Here is a 23,214-nt window from a genome sequence, read left to right as displayed (position 1 = left end):
GGAAACCTGCCCCCGACCGTCTATGAAGATCGGCTTGCTAGACTGACCGCACTGGCTGCATGAAACCGGGTGTCCACACCCCGGGGGGAACGCCAGTTTCCCGGCGAGGGCCTCACCGATGGCCAAGCCGAGTCAGGCACCGTGCTCAAGGGCAAGGTGCGCTTTCGTCTTGGCAAGCCCGACCGCGGTATCGGATCTGCGCGCGTGGCTCCCGCCATCGCTATCACGTAAAACGTGTCCAGTGATCATGTGACTGGGTCCCGGAGCCAGATCCGGATCGAGGCGACGTCGATGGTGCCCTGGTAGATGAGTTCTCTCTTGTCATAGCGGGTGGCTACAGCGCGGTGCTGGCGAAGCTTGTTCACACAGCGCTCCACGGTGTTGCGTTCCTTGTAAGCCTCTCGGTCGAAGACCGGGGGCCGGCCGCCCTTGCTGCCCAGCTCCAGCCGGTTGGCTTGCTGGTCCTTCTTGATCGGTATGACGGCCTTGATACCGCGCCTACGTAGGTAGCGGCGGTTGCCGCGGGAGGAGTAAGCCTTGTCGGCCATGACTCGGACCGGGCGTTTGCGGGGCCGTCCGGCGCCGCGGCGCGGGATGCTAATGGAGTCCATCAGCGGGATGAAGCGTGGGCTGTCGCCGTGCTGGCCAGGGGTGAGGATGCGGGAGATCGGGCGGCACCTGCGGTCGGCGACCAGGTGCAGCTTGGTCGACAGCCCGCCACGTGAGCGGCCGAGGGCTTCACGGCTGGACGTCATCCGTTTGTGATCTTCACTGTCCCCTTTGATGGGATGTCGATAGCCGGCGCGTGGCGGGCGCCGGCCGCATGCTGGTGGGCACGGACCACCGTGGAATCGGCGCTGACCGCGGGCCGGCCAGATCCTGGCCGACACTGCCCAGCAATGCGGGCTGCGGCTCGGACCGGCCATGCTCGCACCCGGCCGGGAGGGCTGGCACGTGCAGGCCCGCTGCCGGGCAAAAGAGCCGCCGCAAGCGTGAACCAACCGCCCCTGGCGCTGACCGTCCTCTTGGCAGCTGTCTTGCTTACTGCGGTAGCCGGTCGGCAGCACCTCGCCAAGCGATACGACGGGGGGATCGCCCCCGGGGCCAGCGCCGGGCCTGGCGCGGTGTTCTCGTCATTGTGCGGCGGGAGGCTGCTGGTCAGCCGATGTTTCGGGCAGTAGCGGCGCGACGGTGGGGACGCGGAGCCGTTCAACGGCGTCGCGGGCTTCTTCGTCGGGGCGTACGTCGTAGCCGAGGGTGGTGCTGGGGCTGGCATGGCCGGCCAGTCGGGCGGTCATGATCGCGTCGGCCTGCGGCAGGAGGTTGGAGATGAAGGTGCGGCGAAGGTCGTGCGGCCGCACCGCCGTGGTGGCGGCCTGTTCGGTGCGTTTGGCGAGGATGTCACGGACCGCCTGGGGGTTCATCTGCCAGGGGCGGCCGTCCGTGGCGATGCGCACCGTGCCGCCGCGGGTCAGGCGGGGGAACAGCGGGCCGCGGGAGGTGCCGCGACGGGCGAGCCAGGCCTCCAGGCGGCGGGCGGCGAAGGTGTTGACCGGGATGCGGCGCTGTTTGTCGCCCTTGCCGATAACAGTGAGCATGCGCCGCGCCCGGTCGTAGTCGGCGTACTGCAGGGCGACCAGTTCGCCGCGGCGCAGGCCGCAGGCGTCCAGCACGGCGATGATGGCCGCGTCCCGCAGCCCGGCGCCACTGACCGGGCCACTGGCGGGGCCGGTGGGTGAGCGGTCGGCGTCGCAGGCGGCGATCAGAGCGCCGATGACGGCGTCGGGGACGTGCTGGCCAGCCGGTTCGCGGTAGCCGCCGAACGGGGCCAAGGCGACGGCCCGCTGGTGGTCGTCGGTGCTGAGCAGGCCGAGTTTCCACGCTTCCTTGAGCACGCCGCGCAGCGCGGCCAAGTGCTTGTTGCGATAGGCGGGGGACCAGTCCATCTGGTCGATCTGCTCGCGGATCCAGGCGGTGTGCTCGTAGCGCACGTAGTGCCAGGGCTGGCCCTGGCCGGTGATGGTGGCGTCGTCGAGCCGGTCGCCGGTGAGCATCCGGGTGAGGTGGTCCAGGCAGATCCGCATGGCGCGGCGTGAGTCGGCGCTGCCCAGGCGTCCCAGGTAGAGCAGATAGGGGTCGCGGGCGGGTGCGACCGCCGCGGCGGCGGCCACCTCCAATCCGGCGGTGGAGGTGGGGAAGGCGGTCGTGGGAAGGGGGCGGGACCTCGGCCCTGGGGCCATGGCGGAGTCGATCACGGGATCCACCCTAGCAGAGATGATCTTTGAGAACTCCACTTCTCAGTGATCATAAAGGAAACGCTCAGGCGAAATGCGAAATGATTCGATCTACAGCATGTGCTGATGCTAAATTCGTGTGCGTGACGGAGTTCAGCTTCGACCCGGACCAGCCCCGCTCCACCGCGGGCAGGGACCACCCCGGCGCATCGGCCACCGCGGCGCCGAGCGGCCTGTCGCCCGATCGAGGGGAGGTTCCGACGCCTGCCGACCTCAGCACCGGGCCCGGCGCTGGGCCCAGTGCCGGGCTTGATGCGGGGCTGAGGTCGGCGGAGCCGGCCCGCGGCGGCCGGGGGCACACCCGCGACTGCCTCGACCTCGACACCGACGATGTGCTGCGCCAATGCGCCAGGCCCGGCTGCGGCCGGGCCAAACCCGAACGCGAGCCCGGCAAGGGCGGCCGGCCCAGCAAGTACTGCTGCAAGCTGTGCGCCAACGAGGCCAGCCGGGCCGCCGACAGCGCTCCGGCCGCGCTGGCCACGCACACCGCGGCGGCCGTCTTCACCGCCGAAGCCAGCCAGATCCGCGCCGCTCTGCACCAGCGCGACGCCCAGCTGGCCGCCGAACGCGAGGACCTGCGCCGGCTGGACGAGCACCTCGTGCAGGTCACCGAGGCCATCACCACCCAGCTGGGCCAGGCCGAAAGCCGGGTGCAGCAGGCCGACCAGGACGCCGAGCAGGCCAGGGAAGCGATGCGCGCCGCCCTGGCCGCGCGCCAGACGGCCGAACAGGAACGGGACGCGGCCCTGCACGACCGGCAGCAGGCCCTGCACGACCGGCAGGAGGCCGAAGAGCACCGCGACCGCATCCACGGCGAAGCCCGCGCCAACGCCGAACGCCTCGGCACGCAGATCGGCCGGCTCACCACCCAGCTGCACGACGAGCAGGCCCTGACCAGCCGCCAAACCGAGCAACTGCACTCCCTGGGCACCGAGCTCGCGCGCGCCACCGAACTGGCCGACGAACGCGCCACCATCCTGGCCGAGCGCGACCACCAGCTCGTCCAGGCCCACGCCGACATCCGCCGCCTGAGCGAGCACCTGGAACAGGCCACGACGCACCTGAGCACCACCCGTCAGCAACTGGAGCAGGCCGGCTCCGCCGCCGAGCAGGCCCGCGCCGAAACCCGCACCGTCCGCGACCAGCTCACCGGCCAGATCGCCGACCAGCAGCGCCGCACCGAGGCCGAACGCGACCGGCTCCAGGAGCAACGCGACCAGGCCCGCCTGGGCCAGGCCACCACCGCAGCCCGCCTGGAGATGGCCGAACGCGAGCTGCAGGCCCTGCGCCACCAGCTCGCCGCCGCCCAGGCGGCCACCGGCCTGGTGCTGCCGCCGCTGACCGATGTCGACGGCCGCCCCGGCGTGCGGCTACCCGGCGGGGCCTTCCACACTGTCACCCTGCAGGACGGCGTGGTGCTCCTGCACCGCGACGACGACGCCATCGGCCTCGGCGACGCCCCGCAGTCGCCGGCACAGGCGCGCGCCTTGAGCGCCGCCCTCCAGGCCGTCACCGCCCCACCACCCGCCTGAGGGTGTGGGCATGCCATGCACGCAAGATGGGTCTTCGGCCTGCGTTAACGCTCCAGAACAGTGACGGCGAAGAGGGCCGTACGCCACTGGCGCACGGCCCACATGGCGGTGCCCCGGGACGCGTGGATTGGAGGCGTGCCCGGGGCCTATGGCAGCCCGGCAATCTCGACAGACGCGAGACATGTCGCTCGCCCGATGTCACAATGAAATCGGCTGAGAAGCGAAGCCATGCCGGGGCGCGCGTGTCGACGGCGCCGGGAAGGCAGAACACGGCTTTCGATGGGCGCTCCCGCACGGGGGCGTCCATCGCCGTCTCCCCAGACTCGCCCGGAGCGGCCTCCCCTGTAATCCGGAGCAGAGACCGCCCAGCTCCACTCCTGGCAGGCATGCCGTCCACGCTGGGCTCACCCGGCCCGCACTGACATCCTCTGGCATCTCGCACTGACATTTCATGGCAAAACAGCAGGTCATCTGCCCGATAGACCCGGTCAGCAGATGGCACTTTTGCCATCAGGTGTCAGCGAAGCCGGCCGGTCTCCGCACAGATCTCTCGCTCCAACGCCGTAGTGCGGAGCGGTCTCTCGCTCCAACGCCGTAGTGCGGAGCGGCCATCGCCCGCAGGAGGCTGTAGGTGAGAGGCGATAACGCGGTGGGAAGACGAGGCTGAGCCTCCATCTGATCATGGCACCCCGACCAGGGAGGTGGTGATAACGCAAAGGCCCCGCCCGTAGGCGAGGCCCGCACCTACCCACCGAAGCAGGTAGGGGAATCGAAATGCACGATACCAGTGAGGCGGCGAGGCTCGTCAAGCCACTTGCCGTTACCTGGTGATTGCTTTCCGCACAGCGTGGGGCGGCTGCGACCATGTGAAGTTCTGCGTGCATCCAGCGCCGCGCACCCGGGCGGAGGTCAAACCAGGATTGAGCGACGCAAAACAGTGGCAGTGGAGACGCGGAGCTATGGCAGTGAGTGACGCGGTTCTTTGACGGTGCAGCCCTTGAACACGCGCCTTGGCTCCAGACGGCGAGGGGGGTCAGACGATCTTGCCGCAATGCGTTCGAACCCAGAACTCGTCCTGTGCACCCCGGCCGGGCCACGGAACGAAACAGCAGGTCACAGGGATCCTCGCGGTCAAGCTCAGCGAGGGACTCATGGACGCCACCATCGCTTCGCGAGCGCGATCAGACCAGTGGCTGGCCGGAACCCGCTGTTCTCGTCATGTCCAGACAAAGCGGGCCGATCAGAGGCTGACCTTTCCGCCTGCAGCTTCGCAGGAGCCCCGGGCTGGGTCGCAATAATGTTGCGGAAAACTTTGGGGGCGACAGGAGCAACGCCGCCACTGTCATAGCTCCGCGTTTCCGCTGTCAACCAGCCTGCGCTTCACAGCGAGGTCATCACTTACAGGCGCAGGCGGCCGGCGGATGACACGGAGGGCAAGCTACGACGTGGCTTCCGCCCTGAACATGGTACTCACCTGCAAAAATAGTCTCTGGGCACCGCGAGGGCGCCCTCTCAAAAGTGCCCCACGCAAAGGATCTTGCTGACACCTCGTGGCACTCCCACTGACACCAAGTGGCATTACCCCAGGACAACTTTGTGGCAATCCGCAACACCTCGACATCGGCGGCGTGCGAAATCACCCGACGTGGTGAGCACGCTGGTGTCTCGTTCGACGCGTTCGCCACGCGGCTTCCTAAGCGGCTCATGAACCCCGGCGCCCCAGATCACCAACTTGCGAGAATTCTACCTTCTCGCAAGTTGGCGAGACCTTCCGTCACGCAACAGATCTTAATTATTGAATTTGAATTTCTAGAAAATAGAAAATGCTAGAGTCTGAGCGTGACAGCTGAGATGGGCGCGGTGACGCCGTGTATGCACTGTGGGACCCCGATCGAGCAGCGGCGGGGGAGGGGGCGGCCCAAGGCGTACTGCCCGGAAGGCGACTGCCAGGCCGCCGCCAAGCGGGAGCGGGAGATGCGGCGCGCCACGCCTGGGCTGGAGGGGGCGCTGGCCAGGGCTGAGCAGCTGTACGACCGGATGGAAGGCGGGCTTGCCGCCGCGATCGAGCCGCTGGCCAGGGCGCTGGCGCAGGAGTTGAGTCCGGCCGGGGTCGAGGCGAAGCTGAGTGCCGTACAAGCCGAGGCGCATACCCGGGTCGCCATCGCGCGCACCGAGCGGGAGCAGGCCTTCGAGCAGGTACGGCTGGCGCGGGAGGCCGCCGAGCACGCGCGCCGGGAGGCCGGTGCGATGCGGTTGCGGGTGGAGGAGGCCGAGGCGGAGCGGGATACGGCGCAGGCTGATGGGGAGCAGGCTCGTGAGCAGGCGTTGGCCGCGTTGCGGGAGGCGGCGAGCACCGAACGGCAGGCGCGGCAGTCGGCCGAGGAGGCGGGGCGCCGGGCTGATCTGGCCGATCGGCGGGCGGAGGAGGCCGTACGGCAGGCGGAGCTGACCGAGCGGGCCCGGGATCAGGCGGTTCAAGAGCTCGCGGAGCGGGTCGAGGCGGCCGACGCGCGTGTCGCTGAGGCCGAGGCGCAGGCCGTACGGGCGGAAAAGGATGGGGCGGCGCGAGCCCAGCAGGCGCGGAAGGAGGCGGCGGAGGCCAAGGCGGAGTGTGAGCGGGCACGTGAGGAGGCGGCGGAGGCCAGGCGGGCCAGGCAGCGGGCCGAGCGGGACCTGGCGGTGGCGGAGGCTAGGGCGGAGGCGGCCGGGCAGGAGCGGGAACGGGCCATCGCGCGGGCGGAGAGCGCCGAACGTGCCGCGGCGGAGGCGCAGGGAGATCGGGCCGTCGCCCTGAACGACGCGGCGAAGGCTCGGGAGCTGGCCGCCACGGAGATCGCGCAGGCGCGCGAGACGGCGGACGAGCGGGATCGGTTGCGGGGGGAGCTGCGGTTGGAGCGGGCTCGGCTGGATGATGCCCGTGTTCAGCTGGAGGCGGCTCGTGCGGAGGCCACTCAACTGCGGGAGCGGGCGGTCGCGGCGGAGCTTCGCGCGGGCTGACGCCGGTCCCGGCTGACAGCTGAAGGATCTCCTAGTAAGGTGATTGCCTTAATAGGTCGAGCTTCCCAAGTTGGAGGGCAGGATGACCTCCTTCCCATCGGTCGCCATGGCGTCTCCTCGTTCGGTGCTTGCCAGGGACAAGCTGATGCGTACCGCGGAGCGGCTCTATGCCGAGCACGGGTTCGCGAGCGTGTCGGTCACGAAGATCGGGGAGGCGGCCGGTCAGCGCAACAAGTCGGCGGTGCAGTACCACTTCAACAACCGCGACGAGCTCATCACCGCGATCCTGGAACGGCACATGGCCGGGATCGAGAAGCACCGGCTCGCGATGGTGGAGGCCCTGGGCGCGCCGGGGGAGGTGCCGCTGGAGGAGCGGATCCGCTGCCACATCCTGCCGAACATCGAGCACCACATCGAGCTGGGCACCCCGTCCTGGTACGGGCGGTTCCTGGCCCAGGTGATCGTGGAGCCCAATCTGCGCGAGTACGCGATCCAGGCGCATGGGAACCTGCCGTCGGTTCGCCGGCTGGACGAGCTCGGCCGGGTGCAGTGGCGGAATGATGATCGCGGAGTGATCGTGCAGCATCACGCGATGATTCGCCAGCTCACTGTGCACATGTGCGCCGAAGTGGAATACGACTTGGCGCATGGGCGTATCGATCCGGCGGCCGCGGAGGAGTCCTGGCGCCGCTTGGGCGAAAACCTGATCCAAGCGATCTGCGGGCTCAGCGTCTCCTTGCTGGGAAACCGCTAGCGGAGGTACGTACATGCCTGACCTGGCCACTCCTGTACGCGGCTACCTGGGGGCCCACGCGCGGAGGGCCGGGCGCGGGCCCGCGGGTCAGAAGCCGATCGTGGTCTCGAAGGTGTCGCGGGCCTGGGCGAGCTGGTACCACCGCTCAGCAAGGGCGTCCGGGTCGCCTTCACCTCCGCCGGGGACAATCGGGACGCCCACGCACACGTGCCCGACATAGACGCCTTCGCCGGCCAGGTCGCCCTGGATGGAATTCGCCCACTGCCGCAGGCCCGCCTGGGCGATCCCGGCGTTGCCGAGTATCGGGATCGGAATGATCGCCGAGGCGCCCGTGGTGAACAGGAGCGCCCCGTCACCTCCCTTGCGCATCGCGGGCAGGACCGCCGCTGCGGCGGTCAGCGCGCCTCCGACGATCAGGTCGACCTGGGAGCGGGCCGATTCCGGTGTGGTCTCCAACGCCGTGGTGTACCCCATCGCCGCGGTGTCGGGCAGCGAGCCGGCGCTGTGGTCCCAGGCCGGGGCCGGGCTGTAGGACAGTACCCCGATCCGGCCGAGGTCGGTGGCGGCGGCCTCCAGCGCGGCGGTCAGGCCCGCGCTGTCGGTGACGTCGGCCGGGTAGACCCCGGCGGTGATCCCCTCTGCGGCCAGGGAGTCGGCGATCGGCTGGAGCTTGGCACGGCTGCGGGAGATCAGCGCGACCGGGTGTCCGGCGGCACCGAACCGCCGGGCGATCGCCCGGCCCAGACCCGGCCCGGCACCGACGACGGCGATGGTGGAAGACATGCGGCTACCCCACATTCGTTACGATCTGTAAGTAGCCCCACGATAGGAAACCATTGCGACCCGTACAAAAGGCACATTGATGTTCGCAAGCCAAGATCCAGACCCGCGCATGGTGGCGGCCCGGACCCCACCGCACCCCTGCGCGTCCTGGCCCGACAACGGCCAGGGCATCCGCGACACCCTCGACCGCGTCGGCGACAAATGGTCCATCCTCGTCATCGGCGTTCTCGCCGCCGGGCCCCTTCGTTTCGGCGCCCTGTACGACCAGGTCCCCGGCATCTCCCAGCGGATGCTCACCCTCACCCTCCGGCACTTGGAGCGCGACGGCCTGCTCACCCGCACCTCCTATCCCGAGATGCCGCCCCGCGTCGAATACCGGCTCACCCCGCTGGGCGAGAAGATGCGCGAGACCGCTTACGCCTTCGTCCAGTGGGCCACCGACCACAACGACGAGATCGAAGCCGCCCGCCACCGCTACGACAACCGCTGAGCCCTGCCGCGAAGCGCTTGATCGGCGGCAACGCCGGCAAGATCCGGCAGGCCTACCGGGAAGGCCAGGAAGATCGGTTAGCAGCGTTAGGGCTCGTGCTCAATGCCGTGTTTTGGGGAATTCGAAGTATTTCGGCCGCTCGGAGCGGCGGCGCCGTCCCAGGACGTTTCTTCCGTCGTCGTGGACGAGGACGGCGTCTGAACCTGGAGTGATCTCGGCGTAGCGTTCGCCCTTGGTAGAGGCCTCTCAGCCGGGGCCCAGGCAATGTCTGGGATGGCCACCAGAGGTGGCCCGACGCGATCGTTATCTGGGGTTGTCAAGCGAACTTGCTGGTCAGTCGCATGAAGGTCGTCAAGGAACGTCGCGGTCGGTAAAATCGACGACGGGCACCTCAGCCTCTACTGTGTCACCTGCCATCAGTACGTTGTCTGGATGATGCCTTCCCGGACCACACCACCCCGGCCCGTCGACATCGTCGCGGTGTTCCCAGAGTTGGCCGCCTACCGTCGTACGGCGACGCGTCTGCATCCACGGCCAGGAGACCCGGGGCCTGGGGACAGTTCGGTGGGCGGGCCGCTGCTGTGGCCGGCGGATGAGCCCTGGCCGACCTGCGAGACGTTTCACAAAGGGGAGGTGACGACCGAAGGTGTCCGGCTGAGGCGCCGCATCCTCGCGCAGGCTTGGGGCCGTACCAGGCGGGGTCAGAGCCTGCTGCTCAACGAGCAGGAACAAGCCGATCTGGAACGCGCCGACGCCACGCCGACGGACGAAGACAACGCGGAAGCCAATCCGATGCCATTGATGGCGCTGGCGCAGCTGTACGCTCGCGACGTCCCAGGGCTGATCTGTCCGGAGCGGATGGACCTGTTGCAGGTCCTGTGGTGTCCTCACGATCACGACGAACACGATCTGTGCCTGCCCGCCGTGCACCTGCGCTGGCGCCGCGCCTCCGACGTGACCACCATCCTGGCCGACCAGCCGGAGCCGGCGGTCGTGGAGTACGACGATTACGTGCCGGAGCCGTGCATGCTCCATCCCGAAGTGGTCACCGAATATCAATATGTCGAACTGCTCCCCCAGGATCTGCGCAAGCGGATCGAGGAGTGGGAGCAGGCCGCCGGGCATGACTACCGGAGCGAACTGTCGCTCACCCTCGGATGGAGAGTCGGCGGTTTCGCTTCATGGAGCCTCTCCGGCCCGCAACCGATGGTCTGCGAGTGTGGCCGGGACATGAAGCCGCTGCTCACGATCGACACCTGCGAATGGGAGAGCCCGTACGGCGGGAGCCGGCGGCCCGTCGAGGAGCCGGACCACCCCACCGGTGAGTTCGAGTCCCTGGCTCAACCGAACATGCCCACGGAGATCGTCATCAGTCGCGGCTACGCGCTTTATGTGTTCACCTGCCCGGACTCGTTCGACCATCCGCTGCGCTTCACCATGCAATGAGCCGCACGCTGGGGTATGTCGAGCAGAGACAGAGCTGAAAACCGTACAGTCCCACGTCACGAGGAGGTGGAGCGCGGTCTCCGCGACCCTGTCGTGCTGCCGGATCGATGACGACCGGCGTCCCGGAAAATTCTTCGAAGAAGTCCGGGAGGAGGTGTCGGATCGGGGCGGTGGTGTTCGTAGCAGGGGTGAGGCCGCCCGCAAGGGGGCGGCGCCGAGGCAAAGGAACCGCGATCATGAAGCTGACGACCGTGACTCAGGTCACCATCGATGGAGTGACGCAGGGAAACGGCGGTGCGTCGGATGAGGACCGCAGGAACGGATTCGAGCGCGGCGGATGGGCCCTGGGGGCGGGTGACGACGAGACCAGGACGTTCATCACGCGGACCTACCAGCGCGCCGAGGCGTTCCTGTTCGGCCGGCGCACCTACGAGTTGTTCGCCGGCTCCTGGGGATCAATCGACCAGATGCGCGCACATCCCATCGGCGTGGCCTTGAACGAGGCCCCCAAGTACGTTGCCTCGACCACGCTCACCGCGCCGCGTTGGGAGGATACGACCGTTCTCCGCGGTGACCTCGCGGCGGCCATCAGTGAGCTGAAGGCCAAGCCCGGGGGTGAGCTGCAGGTGCACGGCAGTGGCGCCCTGACCCGGTGGCTGCTGGAGAACGATCTGGTCGACGAGATGATTCTGATCGTGGTCCCGGTGATCCTCGGCCAGGGCGCGAGGCTGTTCCCGGAGACCGGTCCGGATCTTGCGCTCGACCTGGTCGAGTCGCGGGTCGACTCGAAGGGCGTGACGATCCAGGTCTACCGGCTGGCCGGGCGCCCGCAGTATGCGACGGCCTGAAGTCCCTGCCACCGAACCACGCTGTCTTGACACCACAGGAGATGATCTTCAGATGCGGTACCTGGTTTCCGTGATCGATGACAAGAGCAATCCCGGCAGCACGGACAGGCTGCCTGCCATCAGCGTGTTCAACGAACGACTGATCGCCGAGGGCTACTGGGTTTTCGCGGGCGGACTCGCGGACACCGACGCGGCCACGGTCATCGACAACCGGGGCGAGCAGGCGGTGTTCAGCGACGGGCCTTTCGTGGAGTCGAAGGAGTACCTCGCCGGCGTCTGGGTGTGGGAGGCCCCCGATCTGGATGTGGCGCTCAAGCTCGCCGCCGAGGCGTCGAAGGTCTGCGATCGGAAGATCGAGGTGCGGCCGTTCCAGTGAGCGACGTCGAAGAGGCGATCACCCGGGCCCACCACGACGAGTGGGCGCGGGTGGTGGCCGCCCTGACCAGGCGCTTCGGTGACCTCGACATCGCCGAGGAGGCAGCGGCCGAGGCGTTCACGACCGCCGTCGAGCGGTGGCGGGCCGACGGCCTGCCGCCCAACCCGGGCGCGTGGCTGACCACCACCGCCAACCGCAAGGCCATCGACCGGATCCGGCGCGAGAACAAACGCGACGACAAGCACAAGGAGGCTCAGATGCTGCACGACAACACCCCACCCGAGCCGCTGAGCGCCATCGACGACGACCGGCTCCGGCTGATCTTCACCTGCTGTCACCCGGCGCTGGCGGTGGAAGCGCGCGTGGCGTTGACGCTGCGCATGGTCGGCGGTCTGACCGTGCCCGAGATCGCCCGTGCCTTCCTGGTGCAGGGGACCACCATGGAGCAGCGCATCACCCGCGCGAAGGCCAAGATCAAGGCGGCTCGCATCCCCTATCGGATGCCGTCCGCCGACGATCTGCCGGCTCGTGTCTCCGGCGTCCTGGCCGTCCTGTTCCTCGTCTTCAACGAGGGCTACCTGGCCAGCGGCCCCGACACCGATCCCGTACGACACGACCTGACCACCGAGGCGATCCGGCTCACCCGCCTGATCCGCGTGCTCCTGCCGCAGGACGGAGAAGTAGCCGGCCTGCTGGCGCTGATGCTGCTCACCGAGGCCCGCCGCACCGCCCGGATCTCGGCGAACGGCGAACTGGTCGCGCTCGACGAGCAGGACCGTGGGGCCTGGGACGTGGAACTGATCGCCGAAGGTCATCGGCTGGTGCGCGAGCGCCTGGCCGCTGCCGCTGCCGGGGTGGCTCCGGGTCGCTATCAGATCCTCGCCGCGATCAACGCGGTGCACACCTCCGCCCGCGACATCCGCGACACCGACTGGTCGCAGGTCCTCGCCCTCTACGACCAGCTCGTCCGCCTCGACCCCTCGCCGATCATCGCCCTCAACCGGGCCATCGCCGTGGCCGAGCTCGACGGGCCGGAGGTGGCACTGGCCATCGTTGACCGCCTCGCCGAGGCGTTGGCCGGCTATCACGCCTACCACGCCACCCGCGCCGACCTGCTGCGCCGGCTGGGCCACAGTCAGCAGTCACGCGCGGCCTACGACCGGGCCATCGAGCTGGCCGGCAACACCGGCGAGACCGCCTACCTCACCCGCCGCCGCGACCAACTGCAGTAGCGCCCGCGTTTGAAGAGCGCACTTGACACAGCGATGAAGGGCTTCTGCCTCGACACCTGACCGCCACGACAGACCGGCACCGAGCTCGCCCGCGCGGCCTCTGAACTGCCTGCTGAACCCGGATGCCGACGGCTGCTGCGGTGTCGGATTCCATCGTGGTCAGTCATTCAATGTCGAAAAGCATCGATCGCCCGCCGCTGGCTGGAACCCGTTGCCGCCGTGGCAGCAGCCTGTCATCCATGGCTGCTCACGACATCGACCGAATTGACCACTCCGTCCTCTACACCACCGACATGGACGCCACCGCGGCGACCTACGAGGCGCTCGGTTTCACCCTCAGCCCGCTGTCCATGCACATGGGCGCCGACCGTCCCGGCGGTGAGCGCCGGCCCATGGGCGCGGGCAACCGGTGCGCCCTGTTCGGCCGTACCTATCTGGAACTGCTCGGCCTGTTCGGGGACGGCTCGGTCGACCCCTGGAACATCCGCCCGCTGATCGCGCAGTACGAAGGCCTGCACGGCTACTCCTTCGGCTGCACCGACGTCGAAGTCACCGAGAAGCGGCTGCGCTCGGCGGGGCTGTCCTGCTCCGGGGTGTTGCCGCTGCAGCGGGACGTGGAGACCCTCGACGGGGTGGCGACCGCCCGCTTCCAGGCGGTTCATCTGGACCGTGCCCTCACGCCCGAAGGCCTGATCCACGCCGCGCACCATCTGACGCCCGAACTGATCCACCAGCCCCGCTACCTCGAGCACGCCAACGGAGCCACCCACCTGCACAGCGTGCTGCTCGTGGTGGGCGACGCCGATCTGGAGGACGCTGTCGCCCGCTACGCCCTCATCCTGGACGCCGAGCCGGCGGCCGAGGGGCCGCTGCGTGTACTGCCGCTCCCGCTGGGGAGGGTGGAGATCGTCGCGGTCTCCGCCTTCCGCGAGATGCTGCCCGAAGAGCCGGTGCCCGCGTTGCCGTACATGGCCGGTCAGACCGTGGCGGTCAGGGACGTGGGCGCGGCCCGCACTCTGGTGGAGGGCAACGGGTTCACCACCCGCGAGCTCTCTGATGGGTTCCTCGTCGGAGCCGCGCAGGCGCGCGGCGCGGCGCTGGCCTTCAGGGAGGTATGAACCGGTGAGCACCCTTGTCCACGCCGCCGCAGGACTGGGGGTGTCGGTAAGACTGGCGCCACCAGGTACACGCGATTGTGTCGCCGCAGGTCAACAGCCGCTATGGCTCGAAGCAGCCCTGATCAGTGCCGGCGCCGGGATGGAGCGAGATGCTCGGTGACCTTGGCGATGGCCTCAGGGCCGGGCGCGACAACAGCGGCGGTCTCACCAGCGGGTCCGGAGCGAGGGAGAACGTTGAACGCCTGGCGGGCCTCGCCGAGTCCGTGGATCTGTGGCGGCTCGTAGAGCAGGTACAGCCGGCCGGGGCTCCGTTCCCCTGCCTCAGGCACGTCACGCTAATCTGACCACGGTGGCTGCCCCGGTCCTTGACGAGCTCGATCGTGCCATCATCCACGCGCTGCACGTGGATGGACGCGCGCCCTTCAGCCGCATCGCATCGGTACTGCAGGTGTCCGACCAGACGGTCGCGCGCCGCTACCGCCGGCTCCGCTCCGACGGATTGCTCAACGTGGTCGGCCAGTTGGAGGCGCGACGGCTGGGTTGGGTGCAGTGGTGCGTGCGGATCCAGGTCACGCCCGACTCGGCCATCCCCATCGCCGATGCCCTGGCCCGCCGCCCGGACACCTCCTGGGTCAGCCTCACCTCAGGCGGAACGCAGATCGTCAGTGTCATCCAGGCACGCAGCCCTCACGAGCGTGATGCGCTGTTTCTCGGACAATTGCCCCGAACGCCAAGAGTTATCGGGGTGACGGCTCACTGCCTGCTGCGGGTCTTCGCCGGCGGTCCCACCGGCTGGCACGGCCGAGCCAACTCTCTCGGTGCGGAACAGATCGCTGAGCTCAGCCCGCGGCACCCGCCACAGGCACAGCACGGGCGGGTCCTCCTGGAAGCAGGCGACGAACGGCTGCTGGCGGCTCTGGCCCGGGACGGCCGCGCCGGATATCCGGAGCTGGCCCGGGCCACCGGCTGGTCGGAGATGACGGCCAAGCGCAGGCTGGAACACCTGCGCGGCTGCGGCGCGCTGTTCTTCGACGTGGACGTCGAGCCTCTTCTCCTGGGCTTCGAGATGGTCGCGATGCTCTGGCTGACGGTCGAGCCGTCCGCGCTCCGCCGCGCGGCCGAGGCGATCGCCGCGCATCCCGAGGTCGCCTTCGCCGCCGCCACCACCGGTCCGACCAACCTGCTGGTGTTCGTCGCCTGCCAGGACGCCGAAGCGCTCTACGACTACCTCGAGGGCGGTATAGGAAGCCTGCCGGGAGTCCGGCAAATCGAAAGCGCTCCCGTCATCCGAAACAGCAAGCGGGCCGGCACAGCGAAGACGGGAACGTTGTGAGCCTTCCGGCCCGACCGTCCTGATCGGGAACGTGAAACCGCCGCCCAGCCCGAAGCCGACCGGCTACGCGAGTAGATCAGCGAACTGTCCGCGCGACGGCCAGAAGAAGATTCTAGAAATCGGCGCGCTTCCGGGTGTCGAGAACGTGGATCGGGCTCCGTCCCAGGGACACCAGCGGCCACGACAGGCCGCGCGACGATGGAGAACCACCATGATGGAACGGCTGGAGAACGTGGGCATCGTGGTTGACGACCTCGCGGCCACGATCGAGTTCTTCGTCGAGCTCGGACTCGAGCTGGAGGGCGAGGGGCCGGTCGAGGGACGGTGGGTGGACCGCGTCGTCGGGCTCGACGATCTCCGGCTCGACGTCGCCATGATGCGGACCCCGGACGGCCACGGCCGGCTTGAGCTGATGAAGTTCCACACGCCGACGGCGGTCAGCGCTGCGCCGAACGCCCCGGCGAACGCGCTGGGCATACGTCGCATCATGTTCGCCGTCAAAGACATCGACGCCGTCGTCGCCGGCCTGCGAGCCCGTGGCACGGAACTCATGGGCGAGCTGGTGCGGTACGAGGACAGCTGTCGCCTCTGCTACGTCCGCGGCCCTGAGGGCATCATCGTCGCGCTGTCCGAGCAGCTCAGCTGACGGTCCGTCGCGGCAGACCAGAGTGATGCGACTCGCGTGACGCCGGGCAGATCAAGAAAACGACAACGGAAAGGAATGACCGTGCGACCGGACGAGATCACCGAGGTTCTGAACCGGCCGATCAGCCAAGAGCTGCTGGCCCGCGACCTGACCCGCCTGGCCTACGTCGCCAAGGACGGTACACCGCGCAATGTTCCGATCGCGTTCACCTGGAACGGCTCGCAGATCGTCATGTGCACGGCGACGAACGCCCCGAAGCTCCCGGCCTTGCGCGAGAACCCGATGGTCGCCCTGACGATCGACACCGAGGTGCACCCTCCCAAGATCTTGCTCATCCGCGGCCGGGCCGAGCTGGACGTCGTCGATGGCATCCCGGACGAGTATCTCCAGATGAACGGCACCTACCAGATGACGCCCGAGCAACGGGTCGACTGGGAGGCGCAGGTGCGTTCGCTCTACGACGGCATGGTCCGGATCGTCGTGACCCCGACGTGGGCGAAGCTGATCGACTTCGAGACGACTCTGCCGAGCGCGGTCGAGGAGCTGATCCGGCAGCGGGAGGAGCGTCAGCGTGCCTGAGCGCCGCGCGGTCGCCCGCGGTGGTCGACTTTGAAGTCCGCCAGGAAAATGCCGCGGTGGGATGTCGAGAACCCGAGCGCGGCTTCGTCCCCGTAAGTGAACACGGCCACAATGGGCCGCACTACATCAAGGAGAACATGATGGCCAAGTACCTGCTGCTCAAGCACTACCGAGGCGCGCCGGCAGCGGTCAACGACGTGCCGATGGACCAGTGGACGCCGGAGGAGCTTTCAGCCCACATACAGTACATGCGTGACTTCGCCACTCGGCTCGAGGGCACCGGCGAGTTCGTCGACGCTCAGGCGCTCTCCGCGGAGGGCACGTTCGTCCGCTCCGACGGCGAGGGGCGGCCGCCGGTCACCGACGGCCCCTTCGCGGAGACCAAGGACCTGATCGCCGGCTGGATGGTGATCGACGTCGAGACCTACGAGCGGGCGATCGAGCTGGCCGGCGAGTTGTCCGCGGCTCCGGGCGCGGGTGGGAAGCCGATCCACGAGTGGCTCGAGGTGCGCCCGTTCTACGGCGAGCCGCCCACGGTGACCGAGTGAACGAGTCGCTGCTGCGGGAGCTGGTGCCCGCGGTGATCGGTGTCCTCGTCCGTCGCGGAACCGACTTCGCGGCGGCCGAGGATGCCGTGCAGGACGCCCTGGTGGAGGCCGTGCGTGTGTGGCCGGACGACCCGCCGCGGGACGCCAAGGGCTGGCTGGTCACCGTGGCCTGGCGTAAGTTCCTCGACGCCGCCCGCGCCGATACCTCCCGGCGGCACCGCGAGGTACGCGTCGAGGACGAGCCCGTGCCCGGCCCGGGCGAGGTGGTGGACGACACGCTCCGGCTGTACTTCCTGTGCGCGCACCCGTCCCTGACACCGGCCTCGGCCGTCGCGCTCACGCTGCGTGCGGTCGGCGGCCTGACCACGCGTCAGATCGCGCAGGCCTACCTCGTGCCGGAGGCGACCATGGCCCAGCGGATCAGCAGAGCCAAGCGGACCGTCTCGGGTGTCCGGTTCAACCAGCCCGGTGACGTCGCCACGGTGCTGCGCGTGCTCTACCTGGTCTTCAACGAGGGCTACTCCGGCGACGTCGACCTCGCCGGCGAGGCGATCCGGCTCACTCGCCAGCTGGCGGTCAAGACCAAACATGAGGAGGTCGCGGGCCTGCTCGCGCTCATGCTGCTGCACCACGCACGGCGCCCGGCACGGACCGGCCCCGACGGCAGGCTCGTGCCTCTTGCCGAGCAGGACCGCTGCCTGTGGAACACCCGCCTGATCGCCGAGGGCGTCGACGTGCTCCAGGCAGCCCTCACCCGTGACCGCCTGGGCGAGTTCCAGGCCCAAGCCGCCATCGCCGCGCTCCACGCCGACGCCCGGACGGCCGAGGAGACCGACTGGGTGCAGATCGTCGAGTGGTACGACGAACTGGTGCGCCTCACCGACAGCCCGGTGGCCCGCCTCAACCGGGCCGTCGCGGTCGGCGAGGCCGACGGTCCACGGGCCGGCCTGGTCGCCTTGGCGGAGCTTGACCCCGCGCTGCCCCGCTACACCGCCGTCGCGGCGTACCTGCACGAGCGTGACGGTGACCCAGGGACCGCGGCCCGGCTCTACGCCGAAGCCGCCCGATCGGCGCCCAGCCTCCCCGAACGCGACCACCTCACGCGACAGGCCGCACGACTCAACGTTCAACTGCGCAGGTGAAGGGCGCGCGGCTCGGTCGTCCGTTGGGGGATGTGCTCGGGCGCCGCACGGTCCAGAGCGGGCTCTCCCAGCGGCGAGAAACGGCCGCTTCTAGCCCGCGCGGTTGCGACGGTACTGGGACGGCGAGAGGCCGTACTGGGCCACGAACGCCTGCCGCAGGCTCTCCGCCGAGCCGAACCCGCACCGTGCCGCCACCTCCGCCGCGGACAACGACGACGACGTGAGCAGTTGCGCGGCGGCCTTGATGCGGGCCTGCCTGACGTATCGGCCGGGGGTCAGATCGAGGTGTTCCAGGCAGAGACGGGTCAGGTGCCGCTCGCTGATGTTCAGCCAGGTGGCCAGCGCCGCCGCGCTCAGGTCGCCGTCGAGATGGCCGGTGACGTAGTCGACGATCTTTCGCATCAGGGGGTGCTCGGGCGGGGGCGCCACCACGAACATGCTCATCTGCGCCTGGTCGCCCGGCCGCTGCAGGTACGCCACCACGCCGCGGGCCACGGTACGCGCCAGCGTCGAGCCGTGGTCCTCCTCGATGAACGCCAGCGTCAGGTCGAGCGCGCTGGTGACGCCCGCCGCGGTGGACACCTTCCCCTCCCTGATGAAGATCGGGCAGGGGTCCACGGTCACCTCGGGATGCCGGGCCGCCAGCGTGCCCGCGTACCTCCAGTGGGTGGTGGCGCGCCGCCCCTCCAGCAGGCCCGCGGCGGCCAGCACGCTCGCGCCCGTGCACACGGAGGCGACCCGCCTGCTCACCTCGGCCAGGCGGCGGACGTGCCCGACCAGCCGCCGGTCGCCGGCCGCCTCCTCGTGCCCGACGCCGCCGGAGACCACCAGGGTGTCGAGCGGGCCGGTGATGCGTTCGATGGTGTCCTGGCTGCGCAGCACGAGGCCCGAGTCGCAGACCAGGTCGTTGCCGCCGGAAGTGGCGAGGACGACGTGGTAGCGGGGGGCGGCGCCGAGGAGGTTGGCCATGTAGAGCGCCGTGGTCACGCAGGCGATGTCGAGTAACTCCGATTGCGGGTATCCGACGACAACGGTCAGCCGCTCATCCATCGAGTGAACCATCCCTCTTCGAGGACAGGCACGAAACCCGAGTTTATCGACACCATCGCCCTCACCGAAGCTCCATGCTCAGTAAGAGAAGCAGCCGACGGTGACCGGGACTCTGGGCGACCAGCGGCCGGAGGTGACGTCCTGGGCTTGGGCGTAGGCGTTGGGGCGCTTGATCGAACGCGAGCAGTCGAGCTTGCCGGTCTGCTTGCCCCAACTACCGCCGGGGTACGTCCCGTTCTGGATGGCCTTGACCGTGCCGCTCCAGAACCTCTTGCCGGTGTTGAGGATGATGACCAGCTTGACCTGGCCGAAGTTGTAGTGGCTGCCGTTCGTTGGCGGATTTGGCTTGGTTCTCGGCGGCGGTCCGCCTACGAACCTCCAAAGCCACGCAGACGTGGTCGGCAGGCCCCGCTTCCCGCCACACGAAATCGACCCGGCACGTGTCCGGACCGGGCGCGGTGGAGGCCGCGGAGGCGGGCGCGGTGGCGATGGTCAGTGCGGCGCCTGCCATGACGGCCAGGCCGAGGGTGACACGATTCATGATCTTCTCCTTTGGGGTGGATCGGTCGATCCAGGTGGACTTGCGGATCACGAGGGCAGGTCGAATGCGTCGTTCCGGATGCGTAGAAGGGCAAGCGACGCTCCGGCGAAGCCGACGGCGGCCACGGCGAGCCCGATGCCCTGGGCGACGACGAGGCCCACGATGAACAGCAGCGAGGCCACCATCTGCAGCGGATCGGCCTCGGCCGCCTGGTCGAGCTTGGCGATGGTGGTGACGTCCAGTCCTTCGCGGACGGTCAGGTAGGCCAGCGGCGGGCCGCCCAGGCCACCGCGAAGGTCGCGGGGACGATCCCGGCCACGAACGCGGCGTCGAGCCAGCGAAGGCCGCCCATGAGCGGCAGATGGCCGGCGATCACGGCGGCGGTGTCGGTGAACGGATCCCCACCCTCGACCGGGCTGAGCAGGTAGTTCACGGCCTGGGCGAGCATGGGCAGCGGTGCGAGCACCGCGAGCAGGAGCCGCCAGAAGCCGCGCACGTCGCGCGGCCGCTTGGCGGGCGATGGTTCGGGCCAGACGGTCGTATCGGGCGAGCTGTCCGATCGCATGTGATCCTCCAAGGCGTGTGGTGGTCTTCCTGCCGTCGGTGCCCGGCAGATCGTCCGGTGCGGATATTGATCCTGTGTCCGTCCTGCGACGGTGAGCGTCGACGTCACGATCGAGCGTGACCGCAGTGCGTGCCCACCGTCCTGAGGGCGGTGTCCCATCTCGTTCCCAGGCCGCTCCCAGCCGGATGGGGGCCGGCACCTATGGCCAGTGGGGGTTGCTTGATCAGATGATGGGGTGCGTGTCAGCGATGCGGGCGGGACCGGTCACGGTGTTCTCGGTCACGGTGATCGCGGTCGGCGCGGCCTGGGTGTCGTGGTCGGCCGGCGGCTACACAGTGGGCGACGCGGTGGAGTCATACCTGCTGACCAACAGCGCCATGGCGGTGACCTTCACGTCGTTCGGGGCGCTGGTGCTGGCCCACCGGCCCAGGCACCGCATCGGGCTGTTGTTCGTCGCCTTCGGGGCCTGCTACACCGCGAGCGTGGCCTGCCTGGGCCTGCTGACGGGTGTGTTCCCGCTGTCGGCCGGGTGGGAGCGGCTGATCGACGTCATCGCGATCACGATCTGGGTCCCGGCGCCCACGGTCTGCCTGCCTCTGATCCTGCAGCTGTTCCCGGACGGACGGCCGCTGGTGGCGGTGACCGTCGCGCTGCTCGTTCTTTCGCCCGTGCTGACTCTGGAGCCGGGCGCGATCGCACGGGAGCCGATCGCCGACCGCGGTCCGCTGCTGCCGGCGGCGGCCGGTCAGATCGTGGCGGCGGTGCTTCCGGTGCTGGTCGGCTTCGCGGCGCTGGTGCTGCTGGTCAGCCTCGCCGTCCTCGGGCTGCGAACCTACCGGTCGCGGGGGGTGCAGCGGCAGCAGGTCCTGTGGCTGCTGTGGGCGGTGGCGCTGTTCGTGGCGCTCAACCTGCAGCGGATCGTCGCCGTCGATGGTCCGATCCTGTTCCTGCTGACCTTGCCGCTGATCCCGGCGGCGGCCACGATCGCGATCGTCCGGCACAGGCTGTACGACATCCATCTGATCGTCAACCGCACCCTGGTGTACGGCGTGCTCAGCGTCGGGCTGGTCGGCGTGTACCTGGGCACGGTCGCGCTGCTCGGCGCCGTGGCCCGAGACCAGTTGCGGGCCAGCCCGCTGCTGGCGACCGCCCTCGTCGCGGTCACGTTCGCGCCGGCCCGTTCACGGGTGCAGGGGCTGGTCGATCGGGCCATGTACGGCCAGCGGCACGATCCCGCCGCCGCGGCGGCGAGCGTCGCCGTGCGTCTCGGCGCCGGCCTGGACGCCGTGCTGCATGCGGTCTGTGAGGCGCTGCGCCTGCCGTACGCCTCGATCGTCGGCGCGGGCGGCCTGATCGCGGCGCACGGCCGGGAGCCACGGTTCCACCACGATCTCCCGCTCGAAGTCGGCGACGGCCCGCCAGCCGACCTGCGCGTGGGGCTGCGTACCGGAGAGACCCGGCTCTCCGCCCCGGACGCCCGCGCGCTGAGCCTGCTCGCCGCGCCGGTGGGGCTCGCGCTGCAGGCCGTACGCCTGTCGGAGGAACTGCGCGACTCCCGCAGCCGGATCGTCGCCGCCCGGGAGGAGGAACGCCGGCGATTACGCCGCGACCTGCACGACGGCCTGGGAACCGCGCTCACGGCCGTCACCCTCAAAGCCGACGCCACGCACAACCTGCGCACCACCGACCCCGACCGCTCCGGGCGACTGCTGCTCGAACTACGGGCCGACCTGACCGCCGCCATCGCCGACATCCGCCGTCTCGTCTACGACCTGCGCCCACCTGACCTTGATGAGCTCGGCCTCGTCGGCGCGCTGCGCCAGCACGCCGAGCAGTCCTGGCGGCGCGAGGGCGCGGACTTCATCGTCACCGTCGACGCCCCCGACCCGTTGCCGCCGCTGCCGGCCGCGGTCGAGGTGGCCGCCTACCGCATCGCCACCGAAGCCGTCACCAACACCCTGCGCCATGGGCGGGCCGGCACCTGCCGGATCTCGCTGCGCCTGGACGGCGCTCTGCATCTGGAGGTACGCGACGACGGCGATCCGGCCGACGCGCCGTGGCGCCACGGCGTCGGCATCCGGTCCATGCACGAGCGCGCGGGGGAGCTCGGTGGCACGCTCACCGCAGGTCCCACCGACCAGGGCGGCCGGGTTCACGTGATACTCCCTTTGGAGCGGACATGAGCGATACAGACCCCATCCGGGTGGTCGTCGTCGACGACCACCCCCTGATGCGCGATGGGCTGCGGGCACTGGTCGCGTCGTTGGACGATGTCGAGGTGGTGGGTGAGGCCGGGGACGGCGAGAGCGCTCGCCGGGAAGCGCTGCTGACCGGCCCTGATGTCGTGGTCATGGACCTGCACATGCCCGGCACCAACGGCGTGGACGCGACCCGCGCCATCCTGCGTGACGCTCCCGGCACCCGGGTGCTGGTGCTCACCATGTTCGAGGACGACGCGTCGGTGTTCGCCGCCATGCGCGCGGGCGCCTCCGGCTACTTGATCAAAGGCGCTCAGCAGGACGAGATCGTCCGGGCGATCCGATCCGTCGCCGCCGGCCAGGCCATCTTCGGCCCCAGCGTCGCCCGCAAGATCATCGACTTCTTCGCCGGCGGCCGCCAGCCCGCTCCCGCCGGCGAACCCTTTCCCGAGCTCACTACTCGGGAAAGGGAAGTGCTGGACCTCATCGCCGGCGGCCTCGCCAACCCGGCCATTGCCCGGCAGCTGAGCATCAGCGGCAAGACCGTCAGCAACCACATCTCCGCCATCTTCACCAAACTCCAGGTCGCAGACCGCGCCGAGGCCATCGTCCGCGCCCGTCAGGCCGGCTTCGGCAGCAAGAAGCGGCAGGGACACACGCCGAACTGACGTCGAACGGGGCGGGGGGGGGGGGGGGCGGCCCCCCCCCCCCCCCCCCCCCCCCGCCCCGCGCCTGAAGGTGA

General features: G+C 69.4%; 22 protein-coding genes and 1 pseudogene. 16 read left to right on the top strand and 7 right to left on the bottom strand.

What is annotated here, in order from left to right; all coding sequences use genetic code 11:
• Positions 1 to 317 precede the first annotated feature (317 nt).
• Positions 318 to 859: pseudogene (locus tag AB0F17_RS65255) on the bottom strand (IS5 family transposase); the annotation flags it as partial.
• Positions 860 to 1,133: 274 nt separating this feature from the next.
• The gene (locus tag AB0F17_RS65250; protein WP_358047366.1) at positions 1,134 to 2,255 is read right to left on the bottom strand and encodes a site-specific integrase; all 1,122 of its coding nucleotides are present in this window, start codon (positions 2,253 to 2,255) and stop codon (positions 1,134 to 1,136) included.
• 122 nt (positions 2,256 to 2,377) lie between these two features.
• On the opposite strand from AB0F17_RS65250, the gene AB0F17_RS65245 reads away from it, so the two are divergent.
• From AB0F17_RS65245 to AB0F17_RS65235, 3 genes are all read left to right on the top strand, one after another.
• Positions 2,378 to 3,826, top strand: coding sequence for a hypothetical protein (locus tag AB0F17_RS65245; protein WP_358047363.1), 1,449 nt, complete (start codon positions 2,378 to 2,380; stop codon positions 3,824 to 3,826).
• Between the two features lie 1,839 nt (positions 3,827 to 5,665).
• Positions 5,666 to 6,823 (top strand): hypothetical protein, encoded by a 1,158-nt coding sequence (locus AB0F17_RS65240; RefSeq protein WP_358047360.1) that lies wholly within the window; start codon positions 5,666 to 5,668, stop codon positions 6,821 to 6,823.
• Between the two features lie 82 nt (positions 6,824 to 6,905).
• Positions 6,906 to 7,577, top strand: a complete 672-nt coding sequence (locus AB0F17_RS65235) for a helix-turn-helix domain-containing protein (protein WP_358047357.1) — start codon at positions 6,906 to 6,908, stop codon at positions 7,575 to 7,577.
• An 87-nt stretch (positions 7,578 to 7,664) separates the two neighbouring features.
• On the opposite strand, the gene AB0F17_RS65230 is transcribed toward AB0F17_RS65235, so the two are convergent.
• Entirely contained in the window at positions 7,665 to 8,360 is a 696-nt protein-coding gene (locus AB0F17_RS65230; RefSeq protein ID WP_358047354.1) for an SDR family oxidoreductase, read from the bottom strand.
• 79 nt (positions 8,361 to 8,439) lie between these two features.
• Here AB0F17_RS65230 and AB0F17_RS65225 point away from each other — a divergent pair, with 79 nt between their 5' ends.
• The 6 genes from AB0F17_RS65225 (at position 8,440) to AB0F17_RS65200 (ending at position 13,870) form a co-directional block, all read left to right on the top strand.
• Positions 8,440 to 8,850 carry a helix-turn-helix domain-containing protein gene (locus AB0F17_RS65225; RefSeq protein WP_358047351.1) on the top strand — a complete coding sequence of 137 codons (411 nt, stop codon included), beginning with the start codon at positions 8,440 to 8,442 and terminating at the stop codon, positions 8,848 to 8,850.
• A 564-nt stretch (positions 8,851 to 9,414) separates the two neighbouring features.
• Positions 9,415 to 10,296, top strand: a complete 882-nt coding sequence (locus AB0F17_RS65220) for a hypothetical protein (protein ID WP_358047348.1) — start codon at positions 9,415 to 9,417, stop codon at positions 10,294 to 10,296.
• 236 nt (positions 10,297 to 10,532) lie between these two features.
• A complete protein-coding gene (locus AB0F17_RS65215) occupies positions 10,533 to 11,144 on the top strand; it encodes a dihydrofolate reductase family protein (RefSeq protein ID WP_358047345.1) in 612 nt (203 codons plus the stop codon).
• Between the two features lie 52 nt (positions 11,145 to 11,196).
• Positions 11,197 to 11,520, top strand: a complete 324-nt coding sequence (locus tag AB0F17_RS65210; protein ID WP_358047342.1) for a YciI family protein — start codon at positions 11,197 to 11,199, stop codon at positions 11,518 to 11,520.
• Positions 11,517 to 12,752 (top strand): sigma-70 family RNA polymerase sigma factor, encoded by a 1,236-nt coding sequence (locus AB0F17_RS65205; RefSeq protein WP_358047339.1) that lies wholly within the window; start codon positions 11,517 to 11,519, stop codon positions 12,750 to 12,752. The genes AB0F17_RS65210 and AB0F17_RS65205 overlap by 4 nt, the downstream gene beginning before the upstream one ends.
• A gap of 239 nt (positions 12,753 to 12,991) precedes the next feature.
• Positions 12,992 to 13,870: a VOC family protein gene (locus tag AB0F17_RS65200; RefSeq protein ID WP_358047336.1), complete on the top strand. Its 879-nt coding sequence runs from the start codon at positions 12,992 to 12,994 to the stop codon at positions 13,868 to 13,870.
• Between the two features lie 122 nt (positions 13,871 to 13,992).
• Here AB0F17_RS65200 and AB0F17_RS65195 read toward each other — a convergent pair whose 3' ends face one another.
• On the bottom strand, positions 13,993 to 14,199 hold the full coding sequence (locus tag AB0F17_RS65195) for a hypothetical protein (protein ID WP_358047333.1): 207 nt from the start codon (positions 14,197 to 14,199) through the stop codon (positions 13,993 to 13,995).
• Between the two features lie 20 nt (positions 14,200 to 14,219).
• On the opposite strand from AB0F17_RS65195, the gene AB0F17_RS65190 reads away from it, so the two are divergent.
• The 5 genes from AB0F17_RS65190 to AB0F17_RS65170 all read left to right on the top strand — a co-directional run bounded on the left by AB0F17_RS65190 (position 14,220) and on the right by AB0F17_RS65170 (position 18,118).
• Positions 14,220 to 15,203 carry an Lrp/AsnC family transcriptional regulator gene (locus AB0F17_RS65190; RefSeq protein ID WP_358047330.1) on the top strand — a complete coding sequence of 328 codons (984 nt, stop codon included), beginning with the start codon at positions 14,220 to 14,222 and terminating at the stop codon, positions 15,201 to 15,203.
• A gap of 211 nt (positions 15,204 to 15,414) precedes the next feature.
• Positions 15,415 to 15,849 (top strand): VOC family protein, encoded by a 435-nt coding sequence (locus tag AB0F17_RS65185; RefSeq protein ID WP_358047327.1) that lies wholly within the window; start codon positions 15,415 to 15,417, stop codon positions 15,847 to 15,849.
• A gap of 81 nt (positions 15,850 to 15,930) precedes the next feature.
• On the top strand, positions 15,931 to 16,428 hold the full coding sequence (locus AB0F17_RS65180) for a pyridoxamine 5'-phosphate oxidase family protein (protein WP_358047324.1): 498 nt from the start codon (positions 15,931 to 15,933) through the stop codon (positions 16,426 to 16,428).
• Between the two features lie 140 nt (positions 16,429 to 16,568).
• Positions 16,569 to 16,976: a YciI family protein gene (locus tag AB0F17_RS65175; protein ID WP_358047321.1), complete on the top strand. Its 408-nt coding sequence runs from the start codon at positions 16,569 to 16,571 to the stop codon at positions 16,974 to 16,976.
• The gene (locus tag AB0F17_RS65170) at positions 16,973 to 18,118 is read left to right on the top strand and encodes a DUF6596 domain-containing protein (protein ID WP_358047318.1); all 1,146 of its coding nucleotides are present in this window, start codon (positions 16,973 to 16,975) and stop codon (positions 18,116 to 18,118) included. The genes AB0F17_RS65175 and AB0F17_RS65170 overlap by 4 nt, the downstream gene beginning before the upstream one ends.
• Positions 18,119 to 18,208: 90 nt before the next feature.
• Here AB0F17_RS65170 and AB0F17_RS65165 read toward each other — a convergent pair whose 3' ends face one another.
• The 3 genes from AB0F17_RS65165 to AB0F17_RS65155 form a co-directional block, all read right to left on the bottom strand.
• The gene (locus AB0F17_RS65165) at positions 18,209 to 19,168 is read right to left on the bottom strand and encodes a helix-turn-helix domain-containing protein (protein WP_358047315.1); all 960 of its coding nucleotides are present in this window, start codon (positions 19,166 to 19,168) and stop codon (positions 18,209 to 18,211) included.
• Positions 19,169 to 19,756: 588 nt separating this feature from the next.
• Positions 19,757 to 19,894, bottom strand: a complete 138-nt coding sequence (locus AB0F17_RS65160; RefSeq protein WP_358047312.1) for a hypothetical protein — start codon at positions 19,892 to 19,894, stop codon at positions 19,757 to 19,759.
• A 71-nt stretch (positions 19,895 to 19,965) separates the two neighbouring features.
• Entirely contained in the window at positions 19,966 to 20,274 is a 309-nt protein-coding gene (locus AB0F17_RS65155; protein WP_358047309.1) for a hypothetical protein, read from the bottom strand.
• A 248-nt stretch (positions 20,275 to 20,522) separates the two neighbouring features.
• Here AB0F17_RS65155 and AB0F17_RS65150 point away from each other — a divergent pair, with 248 nt between their 5' ends.
• Positions 20,523 to 22,457 carry a histidine kinase gene (locus AB0F17_RS65150; RefSeq protein ID WP_358047369.1) on the top strand — a complete coding sequence of 645 codons (1,935 nt, stop codon included), beginning with the start codon at positions 20,523 to 20,525 and terminating at the stop codon, positions 22,455 to 22,457.
• On the top strand, positions 22,454 to 23,140 hold the full coding sequence (locus AB0F17_RS65145) for a response regulator transcription factor (RefSeq protein ID WP_358047306.1): 687 nt from the start codon (positions 22,454 to 22,456) through the stop codon (positions 23,138 to 23,140). Before AB0F17_RS65150 ends, AB0F17_RS65145 begins: the two co-directional genes overlap by 4 nt.
• The last annotated feature ends 74 nt before the right edge of the window (positions 23,141 to 23,214 follow it).

Source organism: Nonomuraea sp. NPDC026600, from assembly GCF_040638335.1.
Classification (GTDB): Bacteria; Actinomycetota; Actinomycetes; order Streptosporangiales; family Streptosporangiaceae; genus Nonomuraea.
This window is presented reverse-complemented; position numbering and strand designations above follow the sequence as displayed.

Coding starts and splice junctions, on each gene's coding strand:
- AB0F17_RS65215 (WP_358047345.1), top strand. CDS start 10,533: ATGAAGCTGACGACCGTGACTCAGGTCACCATCGATGGAGTGACGCAG.
- AB0F17_RS65230 (WP_358047354.1), bottom strand. CDS start 8,360: ATGTCTTCCACCATCGCCGTCGTCGGTGCCGGGCCGGGTCTGGGCCGG.
- AB0F17_RS65200 (WP_358047336.1), top strand. CDS start 12,992: ATGGCTGCTCACGACATCGACCGAATTGACCACTCCGTCCTCTACACC.
- AB0F17_RS65145 (WP_358047306.1), top strand. CDS start 22,454: ATGAGCGATACAGACCCCATCCGGGTGGTCGTCGTCGACGACCACCCC.
- AB0F17_RS65225 (WP_358047351.1), top strand. CDS start 8,440: ATGTTCGCAAGCCAAGATCCAGACCCGCGCATGGTGGCGGCCCGGACC.
- AB0F17_RS65150 (WP_358047369.1), top strand. CDS start 20,523: ATGCGGGCGGGACCGGTCACGGTGTTCTCGGTCACGGTGATCGCGGTC.
- AB0F17_RS65235 (WP_358047357.1), top strand. CDS start 6,906: ATGACCTCCTTCCCATCGGTCGCCATGGCGTCTCCTCGTTCGGTGCTT.
- AB0F17_RS65210 (WP_358047342.1), top strand. CDS start 11,197: ATGCGGTACCTGGTTTCCGTGATCGATGACAAGAGCAATCCCGGCAGC.
- AB0F17_RS65160 (WP_358047312.1), bottom strand. CDS start 19,894: ATGGTGGCCTCGCTGCTGTTCATCGTGGGCCTCGTCGTCGCCCAGGGC.
- AB0F17_RS65185 (WP_358047327.1), top strand. CDS start 15,415: ATGATGGAACGGCTGGAGAACGTGGGCATCGTGGTTGACGACCTCGCG.
- AB0F17_RS65165 (WP_358047315.1), bottom strand. CDS start 19,168: ATGGATGAGCGGCTGACCGTTGTCGTCGGATACCCGCAATCGGAGTTA.
- AB0F17_RS65155 (WP_358047309.1), bottom strand. CDS start 20,274: ATGCGATCGGACAGCTCGCCCGATACGACCGTCTGGCCCGAACCATCG.
- AB0F17_RS65175 (WP_358047321.1), top strand. CDS start 16,569: ATGGCCAAGTACCTGCTGCTCAAGCACTACCGAGGCGCGCCGGCAGCG.